The sequence below is a fragment of the Stenotrophomonas sp. YJH_SMC_122 genome (assembly GCF_059369535.1).
The window spans coordinates 279,106-293,828 of record NZ_JCAFST010000001.1; the positions used below are offsets into that span (position 1 = coordinate 279,106).

Genomic DNA, 14,723 nt, shown 5'->3' on the forward strand with positions numbered 1-14,723 from the left:
GACCCGGCTCGGCTATCCTGCCACGCCTGTTCCCGTTGCTGGAAATCATCCGATGGCCAAAGCCCGCACCGCCTACGTCTGCAATGAATGCGGCGCCGAATTCAGCAAATGGCAGGGCCAGTGCACCGAGTGCAACGCCTGGAACTCGCTGTCGGAAATCGTGCTGGAGAGCGCGGCGGCTGCCAAGGCACCGGCTTCGCGGCGGGCGGGCTGGGCCGGCAAGATCGATCCGCCGAAGATCACCGCGCTGAAAGACGTGGAGCAGACCGAGCACCGGCGGGTCACGACCGGCATCGGCGAGTTCGACCGCGTGCTGGGTGGTGGCCTGGTCGAAGGCGCGGTGGTGCTGGTGGGCGGCGACCCGGGCATCGGCAAGTCGACGCTGCTGCTGCAGGCGGTGGCGAAGATGGCGGCCGAACTGCCGGTGCTCTACGTCACCGGTGAAGAGTCGCTGGCGCAGGTCGCCGGCCGCGCGCACCGCCTGGAACTGCCGCTGGATGGGGTCAATGCACTGGCCGAGACCGGGGTCGAGTCGATCCTGCAGCATGCGTCCAGGGCCGGCCCGCGGCTGATCGTGGCCGACTCGGTGCAGACCCTGTGGACGGAGAGCCTGACCGCCGCGCCCGGTTCGGTCAGCCAGGTGCGCGAGAGCGCGGCGCGGCTGGTGCGCTTTGCCAAGGAAACCGGCACTGCCGTGTTCCTGGTCGGCCATGTGACCAAGGAGGGCGGCATCGCCGGCCCGCGCGTGCTGGAACACATGGTGGACGCGGTGCTGTACTTCGAGGGCGAGAGCGGCAGCCGCTTCCGCCTGTTGCGCGCGTTCAAGAACCGCTTCGGTGCGGTCAACGAGCTGGGCGTGTTCGCGATGGGCGACAAGGGCCTGAAGGAAGTCTCCAACCCCTCGGCGATCTTCCTCTCCGGCGGCAGCACCCATCAGCCGGGCAGCTGCGTGATGGTCACCCGCGAGGGCACGCGGCCGCTGCTGGTGGAGGTGCAGGCGCTGGTCGATGCATCACCGCTGTCGAACCCGCGCCGTGTCGCGGTCGGCCTGGAGCAGAACCGCCTGGCGATGCTGCTGGCGGTGCTGCATCGCCATGGCGGCGTACTGGTCGGCGACCAGGACGTGTTCGTCAATGTGGTCGGTGGCATCCGCGTGCAGGAGACCGCCGCCGATCTGCCGGTGCTGCTGGCGGTGCTGTCGTCGCTGCAGGACCGGCCGCTGGCGGAGAAGACCATCGCCTTCGGCGAGGTGGGCCTGTCCGGCGAGATCCGCCCGGTGCCCAACGGCGAGGACCGCCTGCGCGAGGCCGCCACCCATGGCTTCAAGCGCGCCATCGTGCCCAAGGCCAATGCGCCCAAGAGCGGTTCGGTGAAAGGCATGGAGGTGATCGCGGTGGAGCGCCTGTCCGAGGCCATCGACGCGGCGTGATGCCGTCTCTACAAACGTCAATCACGGCAACGGTCAGCTTCCTTGTGCTAGTTTTTCCCGCTCGACGAAGACGCCCTCTGGCGTCTTTCCGTGCCCAGGAGTAAACGATTACATGCAGGACACCGCACTCACCGCCCCCAACGCCGAGATCCGTCGTGCCGGGGTCGATCTCAATGGACTGATGACGGTGCTGGGCAAGCACCTGTATTCCACCCCGGTGGTGGCGCTGCGTGAGCTGGTGCAGAACGCGCATGACTCGATCATCCGCCGCCGCATCGAGCAGCCCGGCGTTGACGTGCCTTCGCGCATTTCGGTGCAGGTTGATGCCGGTGCCGGCGTGCTGCGCATCACCGATACCGGTGCCGGCCTGACCCGCCAGGAGATCCACGATTACCTGGCCACCGTCGGCGTCGGCTATACCCGTGGCCTGCGCCAGGGCGGCGAGGACGATGAGGGCCTGATCGGCATGTTCGGCCTCGGCTTCCTGTCGGCCTTCGTGCTGGCGCGCCGGGTCAGCGTGCGCACCACCTCGTACCAGACCCCGGACCTGGGCCATCTGTACGTATCCAGCAACGCCGAGCAGTACACCGTCAGCGAAGTGCCGGCACGTGCGGTCGGCACCGAGGTGGAGCTGGAGCTGCATCCTGATTTCCTGCCGCTGGCCAACGAGGCGCGCCTGCACGAGGTGCTGGGCCGCTACTGCGCGCTGCTGTCCGAGCCGATCTTCATTGGTGCTGCGACCGAGGCGATCAATCCCGAGCCGCCACCGTGGCGCGGCCAGGGGGATGTCGCCATGCATCCGGTGCAGGCCCGCCGCCAGGCGCTGCAGTTCGCGGCGCGGTTCGAGCATGATTTCGAGCCGATCGTCACCGTGCCGTTGCGTGCCGATGGCAACAGCGATGCCACCGGCCTGTTGTGGGTCCAGGACGGCGCCACCTATGGCACCAGCGACAACCGCAACCTGTCGGTGTTCGTGCGCGGCATGCTGCTGGATGACGACGCGCGCGACCTGCTGCCGCCGTGGGCCGGTTTCATCGGCGGGGTGATCGAATCCTCGCGGTTGACGCCCACCGCCAGCCGCGAAGACCTGCAGCGCGATGACCAGTACCGCGCGGTGCAGCATGCACTGCTGGAGGCGCTGATCGACGGCCTGGCCGACGTTGCGAAGCAGCAACCGGAAGCCTGGCGGCGCGTGCTGACCCGCCACAACGAGGCCCTGCTGGGTGCGTCGCTGTGCGATGAGCGCCTGTTCGACCTGTTGCTGGAGCACGTGCGCGTGCCGACTTCGCAGGGCGACCTGCCGGCCAGTGCGCTGCCGGCGCGTGGTGCCGTGCATGTCATCCTCGACAACGGCGGTGGCTTTGAAGAGATGCTGTTCCGCGCGATGGGCGTACCGGTCGCGCATGGCCATCGCTATGCGGTGGTGCCGTTCCTGCGGCGCTGGGCGCAGGCCAAGGGCCTGCGCCTGGTCGAGCTGGGTACCGAACAGGGCAACCGCGCACTGTTCCGCAGTGATGACAGCCTCGACGAGGCGCAGCTGGCGTGGCTGCGCGAACAACTGGGCGACGGCGAGCAGCTGCTGCCCGCGCGTTTCAGCCCGGAGGCGCTGCCGGTGGTGGTGGTGCCCGACCGCGAGGCCGAGCTGAAGCAGCGGCTGGAAGACGACGAGAACGACAAGCGCGTCTCGATGGCCGCGCTGCGCCTGGCGCGCCAGTTCACCGCGCGCATCGAATCGCGCGCACCGTCGCGGCTGTATCTCAATCTCGACAACCCGGCGGTGCAGGCACTGCTGCGCGCCCAGCGCGAGGGCCACCCACAGGCCGAGGCTGCGGCGCGCCTGCTGCGCTCGCTGAAAATCATCGTCGCCGCGCAGGGCCGCCCGCTGGCACGCACGAACGCTACGCCCGGCCCGGATCTCAACGGCGCCTTCACCGACATCGCCGGCGCCCTGCAGCAGATGCTGCGCTGAGCACCGCACCTTCTCATCCAGCCTTCGCTAGACAGGAGCAATTACCCCCATGGACATCTGGAACTGGGTCGAAAAGCTGCAGGGTGACCTGCGCCAGGCCGGCCAGGCGCAGAACGCGCACCTGCTGAACCGTCTCGCCGACGAGGTCAGTGAACTGCAGATCGACCGCGTCGATGCGCTGCTGCCCGAGGCGCGTGCGCTGGGCAAGGCGCTGGACAACCCGTGGGTCGACGTCTATGTCGGCCACTGGGCGCTGCGCAACCGCGTCGGCAACCGCGTGGAAGGCGAGAGCGCACTCGGCGAAGCCGTAGCGCTGTTTGAACGGGCACATCGCGAGGACACGCTGGAGTGCCCGCAGTCGATCTGCGTGACCCAGGACCTGGCGGCCTGCTACGGCAACATCGATGGCCCGGGCTGGGTGCCCGAGCGCATCGAGGTGTGCGACGAAACGCTGGGCCGCATCGATCCGAGCTGGGCCTGTTTCCAGTGCCTGAGCTGCGAGAAGGCCGATGCACTGCTCGATGATGGCCGTGGCCAGGAGGCGCTGGATTACCTGCAGGTGCAGGCCGATGCCGTGGAAGCCTGTGGCAAGGAAGTGTTCGACAGCTTCCCCGAGATGCAGATCAAGATCCTGCTCGCTGTCGGCCGCGCCGACGAGGCACTGGCGCTGATCGAGAAGCGCGAGGCCGAGGTGGCAGCCTCCGGGGAGTACGAACCGGCCAACTGCACGGTGCCGCGTCGCTTGTCCAAGGCCTGGGCGCTGGCCCAGCTGGGCCGCGACGAAGAGGCGCTGCAGCAGCTGGTGCCGTGGAGCGAGCTGACCCCGAACTACTGGCGGCTGTGGGCAAACACCGCCGCAGCACTGTGCCAGCGTGATCCCGCGCGAAACACGTGGGATCTGGGCACGCGCTTCAACACCATCATCGAGCACTTCGCACGGGTCGGTTCGCACCGCCTGCTGATCGAAGTCGCGGCGCTGAGCCTGGAACTCGCCCTGCAGCGCGGTGCGCGCTGGGTGGCGCTGCGCCAGCTGGAGCTGGCGCGTACCCATCTGGCGCAACTGCGCCAGGACCGTGGTGCCGCGGCCTTGGTGGCCGGCCTGGCCGCGCGCATCGAGGCATTGCCGGACGTCGCGCCACTGCCGGTGCCGGCGGGCGAGCTGCTGGCATGGCTGGACGCGCAGGGCGAGCAGAACCAGTCGCGCGATCCCGAGCGCGAAGCGCAGTGGTTGCTGCAGGCGCATGCCGGGCTGCCCGACGACGAGGCGCTGGCCGACATGGCCGCCTCGGCACTGAATGCCTGCGGCGCGCAGGCCGAGGCGCGGTCGCTGCTGTGGCGGTTCGTACGCGGCCATGCGCAGCACGATGGCCCCGCGGCCTACACGCTGATGCGCTGGCTGGCCGAACAGGGCGACGACGACGGACTGCGCCAGCTGGCCGATCTCTATCGCGGCAGCGTGCCGGTGTTCGCGCACTGGTGCGAGGTGCAGCGTGCACGCCGCGTGTCCGACTGGCCTGCGCTGGAGCAGGCGGCCCGATCGCTTCTGGAGCTGTCTCCGGGTTCGCACGGCGCGCGCGGCACGCTGGCGCGCATGTACATGGAAACCGGCCGTTTCAGCGAGGCCCAGGCCTGTTATGCACAGCTGGTGGAGCTGCTGGAGGAGCCCAACGCCGCGCATTGGGACCACATGAGTGCAGCCAGCGCGGCGCGCGACTGGGACGCCGTGCGCCGCTCGGCGGCGGCGCTTGGCATGGAATTGTCCAGCCAGGACGGCGTGGTCGAAGAGCCGTGGGGCTGGGTGATCATCCGCAGTGAAGAAAACGGCGAGCCGATGGAGTACTACGCCCGTCGCAGCGGTCCGGTGACCGCGCGCATCGTCGAGAACGCGCCGTCCAACCGCGCCCAGCAGGTGGGCGACTGGGTGGTGTTCGATGCCGCGCTGGTGCATCCGGCACCCGAGGAGGAGGAAGCACGCGAGCATTTCATCCCGACCTATGCGCAGGTGCATGTGCTGGAGCGCGGCGGCTTCGCCCGCAGCTGGATGATCGATGGCGCGCACCCGGGCGAAGAGGCCTGGAATGCCTTCGTCGAGGCGGCCGAAGCACAGGGTTGGAAAGTGTGGTCGCACAGCCGCCCGGACTACACCGTCACCGACCCCGATGTGGAAGAGGGTACGCTGCCCGGCCTGCTGTTCACCGTCGCCCAGCCGCAGGACCATGCGCCGCTGGCGCTGCACCGCTTCCTGCAGCAGCACACCGCGACGTGGCCGCATCCGCATTGCTGGCTGCGCCTGGCTGAAGCCTGTGACCAGGATCGCCAGCCGCATCTGGACGTGATCGAGCGTTACGGGTTGTAGGCCGGATATCGGGTAGTGCCGGCCGCTGGCCGGCAGCACCGGGATATCCTGTATTGCCGGCCAGCGGCCGGCACCACCTCAGGGAAAAATACGTGCGAAAGACAGGGATGTTGGTGATCGCCGGGGTGCTGCTGGCCCCCACCGTGCAGGCCGCACCGGCCTGTGCAGAACCCATCGCCATTGCCCGCGCCTTCTACGAGGCAACAACGGGCGATGGCGATCTGCTGGAGCCACCACCGGCGCTGGTCAGCCCTGCCTTCGGCAAGGCACTGCGTGGAGAGCGCGCGTGCCAGCAGCGCGAAGAGGGCATTTGCACGATCGATTCCGACCCATGGCTGGATGCGCAGGACGGTGACATCGAAACCCCGGTGCGCTACAGCTGGAAGGAGGCTTCGGCCTCCGCCGGCCAGGTCGAGATGCGCTATTCGGTGTGGAAGAAGGCCTACCTGACCCGCCTGCCGATGGTGCGCCAGGGGCAGGGGTGCTGGCAGGTCGATGACATCCTCACCAACAGCGGTCGCTCGGTGCGGACGATCCTGGCGCAGTCGATTCCCTGATCGGCGGCAGCGTCCGCGCATGGTGCGGTTCAGTTGCCGGCCAGCGGCCGGCACTACCGGGCCGTTACGGTGGGTGCCGACCGTTGGTCGGCACGCCTTTATCGCGAATGCCCGAACACCAGTTCGATCACGAACTGGCTGCCGAAGAAGGCCAGCAGCAGCAACAGCATCGCCGCCAGCGTCCAGTGCACCGCCTTCATGCCGCGCCAGCCGTAGCGCCGGCGGCCGATCAGCAGCACGCCGAACACGATCCACGACAGCACGCTCAGCACGGTCTTGTGCACCAGCTTCTGCGCCAGCAGGTCGTCGACGAACAGCACGCCGGTGACCAGGGTCAGGGTCAGCAGCGCGAAGCCGACCGTGATCACCCGGAACAGCAGTGATTCCAGGTCGGCCAGCGGCGGCAGCGCGCGCAGCCAAGGGCGGAACTCGCGGCGGCGCAGTGCGCGTTCCTGCAGCCACAGCATGATCGCCAGCAGCGCGGCGATGCTCAGCGTGGCGTACGCCAGCAGGGCCAGCCAGGCGTGGCTGGCCAGGCGCCAGCCCAGCACCTTGCTCGGTTCGTGGCCGTAACCGTGGTAGGCCAGCAGCAGCACGGCGGCCAGCGGGAACACCACCACGCCCAGCGCCGACATCCGCCCGCGCGCGCCGACCAGCGAAGTCAGCCAGGCCATGCCCAGGCCGACCAGCGACAGTGCGGCGAAGAAGTGCATGTCCGGCCCGCCGTCGGTGCGCATCGCCACCATCACGTGGTAGCCGCCGTGCAGCAGCATGGCGGGCAGGGCCGGCCACAGCCAGATGGGTGAGCCGGTCGTCTCATCGCGGCCAAGCGCGCGCACCAGCAGGGCACTGGCAGCCAGGTAGAGCAGGACGGCGATGAGAACGATTGTCATCGTTGCAGTTTCGCATACCCCCGTGATGCTGGCGACGGCCCCGTGGCCGCAGTCCGGGGAGACAGCCGGACCCGTTATACTGTGTGCCTTATTGTCCCCCGCTTTCAGACAGGTTGCGCCGCATGTTCGAGTCCCTGACCCAGCGCCTTTCCGGCACCATCGAGCGCCTGCGTGGCCGCGGCCGCCTGACCGAGGAGAACATCCGCGAGGCGACCCGCGAAGTGCGCATCGCGCTGCTCGAAGCCGACGTCGCGCTGCCGGTGGTGCAGGCCCTGATCGAGCGCATCAAGGTGCGCGCGGTCGGCCAGGAAGTGCTGAAGTCGCTGACCCCGGGCCAGGCGCTGATCAAGGTCGTGCGCGACGAGCTGACTGCGGTGATGGGTGCCGAGGCCAGCGACCTGAACCTCAATGTGCCTGCTCCGGCCATCATCCTGATGGCGGGCCTGCAGGGCGCCGGCAAGACCACCACGGTGGGCAAGCTGGCCAAGCACCTGAAGGAAAAACGCAAGAAGAAGGTGATGGTGGTCTCGGCCGACGTCTACCGTCCGGCCGCGATCGAGCAGCTGAAGACCCTGGCCGAGCAGGTGGGCGTGCTGTTCTTCCCGTCCAGCGCCGACCAGAAGCCGGAGGCCATCGTCCGCGCCGCCATCGACGATGCACGCAAGTCGTTCGTCGACGTGCTGCTGGTCGATACCGCCGGCCGCCTGGCCATCGACGAAGCGATGATGGCCGAGATCAAGGCCCTGCACGCGGCGGTGAACCCGGCCGAAACCCTGTTCGTGGTCGACGCCATGACCGGCCAGGACGCGGCCAATACCGCCAAGGCCTTCGGCGACGCCCTGCCGCTGACTGGCGTGGTGCTGACCAAGACCGACGGTGACGCCCGTGGCGGTGCCGCACTGAGCGTGCGCTACATCACCGGCAAGCCGATCAAGTTTGTCGGCGTCAGCGAAAAGCCGGAAGGCCTGGACGTGTTCCACCCGGACCGTATCGCCAGCCGCATCCTCGACATGGGCGACGTGCTGTCGCTGGTCGAGCAGGTCGAGCAGCAGGTCGACAAGGACAAGGCCGCCAAGCTGGCCGAGAAGGTCGCCAAGGGCAAGAAGTTCGACCTGAACGACATGCGTGACCAGCTCGAGCAGATGCAGAACATGGGCGGCATCGGCGGCCTGATGGACAAGCTGCCGGGCCTGGGCAACATCCCCGACCATCTGAAGCAGCAGGTCAGCCAGGGCAAGGAAGTGCCGCGCATGATCGCCATCATCGGCTCGATGACCAAGAAGGAACGGCGCAATCCGAACCTGCTCAACGGCTCGCGCCGCGCGCGCATCGCCAAGGGCTCGGGCGTGACGCCGGCCGACGTCAACAAGCTGATGAAGCAGTACATGCAGATGGAAAAGATGATGAGCAAGATGGCCGGCGGTGGCATGAAGGGCATGTTGCGCAGCATGAAGGGCATGATGGGCGCCATGGGCGGCCGCGGCATGCCGTTCCGTTGATGCGTTGATGCGTGGGCGCGCGCTGTGGTCGGCGCGGCCTGCGTAGCGTCGAGCGCGGTGCAGTCGAGCAAGCTCGACTCTACCCCCGTCCTGCGCGCACCATGGGGGCCTGTCCGAAACGATGGGCCGTCATGCAGAGTTCCGCTGTCACTTCCCGCGCCGAGGCGTTCTGCCGGCGCTTTGGCGTATCCGTTCCGATCCTGCTGGCACCGATGGCCGGTGCCTGTCCGGTGCCGTTGTCGGCCGCGCTGGCCAACGCCGGCAGCATGGGCGCGATGGGCGCGGTGTTGTCCTCTTCGGCCGATATCGGTCGCTGGATGGACGAATTCCGCGCCGCTTCGACCGGCCCGGCCCAGGTGAACCTGTGGGTGCCCGATCCTGCGCCGACCCGTGATGTGGCCGCCGAGGCCGCCAGCCGCGCTTTCCTCGCGCAGTGGGGCCCGGACGTGCCGGCCAGCGCCGCCGACGCCACGCCCGCCGACTTCGAAGAACAGTTCGCCGCGCTGCTGGCGGCGCGTCCTGCGGTGGCGTCGACCATCATGGGCGTGCTGTTGCCGCATCACGTGCAGCAGCTGAAGGACGCCGGCATCGCCTGGATCGCCTGTGCCACCACTTTGTCCGAAGCGCGCGCGGCACAGGACGCTGGTGCCGATGCGGTGGTGGCACAGGGCGCCGAGGCCGGTGGCCACCGCGGCGCGTTCGATCCGGCGATGGCCGAGCGCCAGCTGGTCGGGCTGTTCGCGCTGTTGCCGCGCCTGGCCGATCACCTGCAGATTCCGGTGATCGCTGCCGGTGGCATCGCCGATGGTCGTGGCATTGCTGCCGCACTCACCCTGGGGGCAAGCGCCGTCCAGATCGGCACCGCCTTCCTGCGCACGCCGGAAGCGGCGATCGCTTCGGCGTGGGCCGATGGGCTGGCCGCCAGCGAACCGGAAGATACCTGGCCGACCCGCGCCTTCAGTGGTCGCCTGGGCCGTGGCCTGGCCACCGCGTATGTGCGCGCCGCCGCCGCAGATGGGGCGCCTGCGCCGCGTCCGTACCCGGTGCAGCGCGGCCTGACAGCCCCGATGCGCAGGCAGGCGGCGCAGGAAAATCGTCTGGCGGCGATGCAGGCCTGGGCCGGGCAGTCGGCGTGGATGGCGCCGGCGCAGCCGGCCGCCGACGTGCTGCGCGGCATGTGGGAGCAGGCGCAGGCATTGCTGCGATGACGCTGACCTGCAACGGCCTGCCGGCACAGGTGGAAGACCTGCTGCCGGCGCTGGTGAACTATGGCCACTTCACTTCGCTGCAGGTGCGCGATCACGCCGTGCAGGGCTTGGACCTGCATCTGGCGCGGCTGTCACAGGCGACGCGCGAACTGTTCGGCAGCGAACTGGACACGGTGCAGGTGCAGGCATGGATGGCGCAGGCATTGCAGCAGTCAGGGCAGGCCGATGCCTCGCTGCGGGTGACCGTGTACTCGCGCCGCTTCGATTTCCGCAATCCGCTGGCGGCGGTGCCGGTGGACGTGCTGGTGGCGGTGTCCGCGCCGGTGACGCTGACCGCCTCCAAGCGTGTGCGCAGCGTGGCCTGGCAGCGCGGGATGCCGCAGATCAAGCATGTGGGCACCTTCAGCCTGTTCGCCGAGCGTCGCGCGGCGATGGCGCAAGGATTCGACGATGTGCTGTTCGTCACCGCCGATGGCGACGTGAGTGAAGGCAGCACCTGGAATCTGGCCGTGCACGATGGTGAGCGGCTGCTCTGGCCACAGGCGCCGGCCCTGCGCGGTACCGCCGAAGCGCTGCTGAAGCGGCATTGGCCCGATGCGCAGTTGACGCGGCCGTTGGCGCTGGCTGAGCTGGGCAGTGTGAAGGCCGCTTTCGCCTGCAACGCCAGCGGCCTGTGGGCGCTGGAGGCCATTGACGGGCATATCCTGCCCGGCTCGCAGGCGCTGGCTGAACACGGCAGGGCGGTGCTGGCGGCGGTGGCGTGGCAGCCGCTTTCCTGAACGAGGCGCGTGGTTGCCGATCGCTGGGCATAGCCGGACGCTACCTTGAAGCGTTGCAGCCGGTAGCGCCGGGCCATGCCCGGCGAATGCGTCCGCAGCGAACAACACTCAGGAGTTCCAATCAGATATGGGTACGGTCACCGAGCAGCATCGCGCGGTAGCGATGCACGCAATCAAGGTCATGGGCGCTGAGGGGCGGCCCAAGGTCCAGGCCTTTCACGATGATCATCGCCTACGTTCGGTCGATATCCTCACGACGTTCAGCTCTCCGGAAGCAGGGCTGAAGTCCATCTCGTCCATCGGCCTATCGGATTCTGTGTTACGTCATGCGGAGGGGCACGAACTGGAAACGCGCGTCGAGCTGTGTGCGTGTGCAGAACAGGACGCGCTGCATTGGGACAACGTCGTCGCCTCGACGGCTTTCGCGATCATGCGCGATCGTGCGGCGGTGCAGCCTGGTAGCGTGATTCCCGACATCCTGCAGGACTACTTCCCGTCGACCCGGATGCCGCACGTCTATCTGGTGCCGCCCTTCTTCTGGAATGACGGCAGGTTCCCGGGGCTGCAGTTCCCGTCGGTGGCCATCAACTGGCTGCAGTGCATCGCCATCCACGAATCCGAGCGGCAACTTGTCGAGCGGATTGGCGGCGACGCATTTGACGACCTGCTGCAGCGGCACGAGGTAGATGTGCTGGACATGAATCGGGCGCCGGTAACTGGAGTGCTCTGACGCTATCGTCCCGGGAATCTTGGAGGGGTGGTCGGGGGTCGATCACTTTGCTGAACGAAAGTGGCGAGGCATAGCCCTGCGCTACCGTGAAGATGGATAAAGCCGGGGTTGGCCCGGCCGCGATCTGCCGCTATAATCGCCCGCTTACCTCGCCATCCTGGCGACTGGGCAATAGGAAAAACACCATGGTCAAGATTCGACTGACCCGCGGCGGCGCCAAGAAGCGTCCGTTCTACCACATCATCGTCACCGACGTGCGCAGCGCGCGCGACGGCCGCAACATCGAGCGCGTTGGCTTCTACAACCCGGTCGCCCAGGGCGCCGAGAAGCGCATCGAGCTGGACCTGGCCCGCGTTGACCATTGGGTCAAGAACGGCGCCCAGCCGACCGACAAGGTCCGCAACCTGATCAAGGAAGCGACCAAGTCCCAGGCCGCTGCGGCCTGATCCTGACGGGCCACGCTTCGGCGTGGCCCTCTTGGTTGAAGCAGATGAAAGATATCGAGCGCCGTATCCTGCTGGGCAGGGTTGTCGGCGCTTTTGGTGTGCGCGGCGAGATCAAGCTCGAGTCCTGGACCGAGCCACGATCCGCCATTTTCCGTTACCAGCCGTGGATCGTGCGCAGCCCGTCCGGCGTGGAAACCACGGTTGAAGGTGTACGCGGCCGCGACAGCGGCAAGCACCTGGTGGCCCGTTTTCCCGGGGTCGAGGATCGCGATGTGGTCGAAGCGATGCGCGGCACCGAGATCTACGTGGCCCGCAGCGCGTTGCCGCCGCCGAAGCCCGATGAATACTACTGGGTGGACCTGGAAGGCCTGGACGTGAAGACCACCGAGGGCGTTGCCCTGGGCCAGGTCTCGCATCTGTTCAGCACCGGCGCCAACGATGTGGTGGTGGTCCACGGTGACCGCGAGCGGATGATTCCGTTCGTGCAGCCGGACTTCGTCAAATCGGTCGATTTCGAGGCCAACCTGATCGTGGTCGACTGGGACCCCGAGTTCTGAGTGTGAGCATGCGTTTCGACGTCATCACCCTGTTTCCCGAGTTCCTCGCCCAGTCCGCTGGACTGGGCGTGGTCGGGCGTGCGCAGGAGAAGGGACTGTTCAGCCTGCATGGCTGGAACCCCCGTGACTACGCCGAAGGCAACTACCGCCGGGTGGACGACCGTCCGTTCGGTGGTGGCCCGGGCATGGTGATGCTGATCGAGCCGCTGCAGGCCTGCCTGCAGGCGATCCGTGAGGCCGATCCGACCCCAGCGCGGGTGATCTACCTCAGCCCGCAGGGGGCGCCGCTGACCCAGGCCAAGGTGCGGGAACTGGCGGCGCTGCCGCGCGTGGTCCTGCTCTGCGGCCGCTACGAGGGCATCGACGAGCGTTTCCTGGAGGCCAATGTCGACGAGGAGATCTCCCTCGGCGACTACGTGCTGTCCGGGGGTGAACTGGGCGCGGCGGTGATCATCGACGCTGTGGCCCGCCTGCAGGACGGTGCCCTGAACGACGCCGAATCGGCGGCGCAGGACAGCTTCGAGGGCGACCTCGGCCTGCTCGACTGCCCGCATTACAGCCAGCCGGCCCAGCATCCGCTGGGTGACGTGCCGGAGGTGCTGCGCTCGGGCAACCACGCGGCCATCGCCGCCTGGCGCCGCCAGCAATCGCTGCTCCGGACCGCCCAGCGGCGCCCGGACCTGCTGGATGAACAGGGACTGGGCAAGGCCGACCGCAAACTGCTGGAGCAGGGCCGCCAGGCGCAGAAATCCAAGGCCAGCCCCTAGCGCAGGGCTGGCTTTATCGGCTATCATGGCCAATTCCCGCCAGCCCCGGTTGGCGCGCGCAGTACCCAAAACAAACGTGCAGCACAGTCCGGTGACTGCATGAGCCCACGTTGTCGATACGACACGCCCACCCGAACAAGAATCGGTGTAACCCATGAGCAAGCTGAACAAGTCCATCGTCGCGGAATTCGAATCCGCCCAGATCACCCGTGAACTGCCGAAGTTCAGCCAGGGCGACACCGTTGTCGTCAACGTGAAGGTGAAGGAAGGCAGCCGCGAGCGCGTGCAGGCCTACGAAGGCGTCGTCATCGCCACCAAGAACGCCGGCCTGAACTCCTCGTTCACCGTCCGCAAGATCTCGCACGGCTATGGCGTCGAGCGCGTTTTCCAGACCCACAGCGCCATCATCGACTCGGTCGAAGTGAAGCGTCGTGGTAAGGTCCGCGCCGGCAAGCTGTACTACCTGCGTGGCCTGGAAGGCAAGGCTGCCCGCATCAAGGAAGACCTGGCTGCCGCTGCTGCCGCCAAGGCTGCCCGTCTGGCCGACAAGGCCTGATAAACAACTTCGGTTGTTGCCGCGACGGCCACCTTCGGGTGGCCGTTTGCGTTTCCGGCATCGCATCGGCCACGATCAGCTGATGAACGACATCAACCCGCGCTATCCCGCCGTGATCCAGTCGGCGCTGCGCTTTCTCGACGGCAAGGGGCTGGCGCGCGTGCAGTCGGCGCCGTTGCTGCACCGCCTGCTGTGGCGCGCGGGCATCGCGCTGCCACCACCGATCCTGGCTGGTTTTGGTACCAATGCGCTGGTGCAGGGCCTGCTGTTCGGGCTGTTCTGGACCGCGCTGATGTGGCTGATGCTGTGGCAGGGCAGCGAGCGCCCGCTGGCGCTGTTGCTGGTGGCCGGTCTGTTGGCTGGCGCGCTGTTCGGCATCGTGATGGCAGCGCTGATGCGCTCGCTGCGACGCCACCGCAAGCTGCCGGACTGGCGCCGGTTCCGCGCACGGCAGGCGGACTGAGCCGATGGCGCACTGCGCCGTGACCACCCGGCGGGCCTGCGCTAGGCTGCAGCTTCATCCCGATGGACGTATCGTGCGATGCCTGCCGAGCGAACCGCACCTTCCACTGCGCCCACGCTGCTGTCCGGTGGCAACCCGCAGATCGCCAAGGGCGAGGGCGATGCTCCGGTGCAGGCATACATCGCCGCCATGCCGGACTGGAAACGTCCGATCGGCGCGCGACTGGATGCATTGATCGAGCAGGCCGTACCTGGCGTGCACAAGGCGGTGAAGTGGAACTCGCCGATGTATGCGGTTGCGCCGGGCGAAGGGTGGTTTCTCAGCTTCCATTGCTTCGCCCGCTACATCAAGGTGGCGTTCTTCCGCGGCACGGCACTGGTGCCAGTGCCGCCCGAGCCGTCCAGGAGCGCCGATACGCGTTACCTGCACATCCCGCAGGACGGCCTGCGGGATGAGGCGCAGTTCCTCGACTGGGTGCGCCAGGCCGCCGCGTTGCCCGGCGAGCGCATGTAAC

General features: G+C 67.8%; 15 protein-coding genes. 14 read left to right on the forward strand and 1 reads right to left on the reverse strand.

Translation table 11 applies throughout. The annotated features are described in order from the left end of the window. The first annotated feature begins 52 nt into the window (after window positions 1-52). From radA to AC5P66_RS01385, 4 genes are all read left to right on the forward strand, one after another. A complete protein-coding gene (gene radA, locus AC5P66_RS01370; protein WP_049417334.1) occupies window positions 53-1,429 on the forward strand; it encodes a DNA repair protein RadA in 1,377 nt (458 codons plus the stop codon). Window positions 1,430-1,541: 112 nt separating this feature from the next. Further along, a complete protein-coding gene (locus AC5P66_RS01375) occupies window positions 1,542-3,398 on the forward strand; it encodes an ATP-binding protein (protein ID WP_099494777.1) in 1,857 nt (618 codons plus the stop codon). Window positions 3,399-3,447: 49 nt separating this feature from the next. Beyond that, the gene (locus AC5P66_RS01380) at window positions 3,448-5,754 is read left to right on the forward strand and encodes a tetratricopeptide repeat protein (RefSeq protein ID WP_049417337.1); all 2,307 of its coding nucleotides are present in this window, start codon (window positions 3,448-3,450) and stop codon (window positions 5,752-5,754) included. 92 nt (window positions 5,755-5,846) lie between these two features. Beyond that, on the forward strand, window positions 5,847-6,311 hold the full coding sequence (locus AC5P66_RS01385; RefSeq protein WP_495216050.1) for a YqhG/Tai3 family protein: 465 nt from the start codon (window positions 5,847-5,849) through the stop codon (window positions 6,309-6,311). 98 nt (window positions 6,312-6,409) lie between these two features. Here AC5P66_RS01385 and AC5P66_RS01390 read toward each other — a convergent pair whose 3' ends face one another. After that, window positions 6,410-7,204: a cytochrome C assembly family protein gene (locus AC5P66_RS01390; protein ID WP_049417340.1), complete on the reverse strand. Its 795-nt coding sequence runs from the start codon at window positions 7,202-7,204 to the stop codon at window positions 6,410-6,412. A gap of 122 nt (window positions 7,205-7,326) precedes the next feature. On the opposite strand from AC5P66_RS01390, the gene ffh reads away from it, so the two are divergent. The 10 genes from ffh (at window position 7,327) to AC5P66_RS01440 (ending at window position 14,722) form a co-directional block, all read left to right on the forward strand. Beyond that, window positions 7,327-8,703: a signal recognition particle protein gene (ffh, locus tag AC5P66_RS01395; protein ID WP_014036403.1), complete on the forward strand. Its 1,377-nt coding sequence runs from the start codon at window positions 7,327-7,329 to the stop codon at window positions 8,701-8,703. A 131-nt stretch (window positions 8,704-8,834) separates the two neighbouring features. Further along, complete coding sequence (locus AC5P66_RS01400; protein ID WP_262223711.1) at window positions 8,835-9,911, forward strand: NAD(P)H-dependent flavin oxidoreductase; 1,077 nt, start codon at window positions 8,835-8,837, stop codon at window positions 9,909-9,911. Beyond that, window positions 9,908-10,690 carry an aminotransferase class IV family protein gene (locus AC5P66_RS01405; protein ID WP_099494780.1) on the forward strand — a complete coding sequence of 261 codons (783 nt, stop codon included), beginning with the start codon at window positions 9,908-9,910 and terminating at the stop codon, window positions 10,688-10,690. The genes AC5P66_RS01400 and AC5P66_RS01405 overlap by 4 nt, the downstream gene beginning before the upstream one ends. A gap of 127 nt (window positions 10,691-10,817) precedes the next feature. Further along, window positions 10,818-11,420 carry a suppressor of fused domain protein gene (locus tag AC5P66_RS01410; protein ID WP_099494781.1) on the forward strand — a complete coding sequence of 201 codons (603 nt, stop codon included), beginning with the start codon at window positions 10,818-10,820 and terminating at the stop codon, window positions 11,418-11,420. A gap of 185 nt (window positions 11,421-11,605) precedes the next feature. Beyond that, a complete protein-coding gene (rpsP, locus tag AC5P66_RS01415) occupies window positions 11,606-11,866 on the forward strand; it encodes a 30S ribosomal protein S16 (RefSeq protein WP_005415733.1) in 261 nt (86 codons plus the stop codon). A gap of 44 nt (window positions 11,867-11,910) precedes the next feature. Then, a complete protein-coding gene (rimM, locus tag AC5P66_RS01420) occupies window positions 11,911-12,423 on the forward strand; it encodes a ribosome maturation factor RimM (RefSeq protein WP_099494782.1) in 513 nt (170 codons plus the stop codon). A gap of 8 nt (window positions 12,424-12,431) precedes the next feature. Beyond that, a complete protein-coding gene (trmD, locus tag AC5P66_RS01425) occupies window positions 12,432-13,190 on the forward strand; it encodes a tRNA (guanosine(37)-N1)-methyltransferase TrmD (protein WP_099494807.1) in 759 nt (252 codons plus the stop codon). A 154-nt stretch (window positions 13,191-13,344) separates the two neighbouring features. Further along, window positions 13,345-13,746: a 50S ribosomal protein L19 gene (gene rplS, locus AC5P66_RS01430; protein WP_005415736.1), complete on the forward strand. Its 402-nt coding sequence runs from the start codon at window positions 13,345-13,347 to the stop codon at window positions 13,744-13,746. 82 nt (window positions 13,747-13,828) lie between these two features. Further along, window positions 13,829-14,209 carry a DUF6404 family protein gene (locus tag AC5P66_RS01435; RefSeq protein WP_049417408.1) on the forward strand — a complete coding sequence of 127 codons (381 nt, stop codon included), beginning with the start codon at window positions 13,829-13,831 and terminating at the stop codon, window positions 14,207-14,209. Between the two features lie 78 nt (window positions 14,210-14,287). Continuing rightward, window positions 14,288-14,722, forward strand: coding sequence for a DUF1801 domain-containing protein (locus tag AC5P66_RS01440; protein WP_099494783.1), 435 nt, complete (start codon window positions 14,288-14,290; stop codon window positions 14,720-14,722). Window position 14,723: the final 1 nt, after the last annotated feature.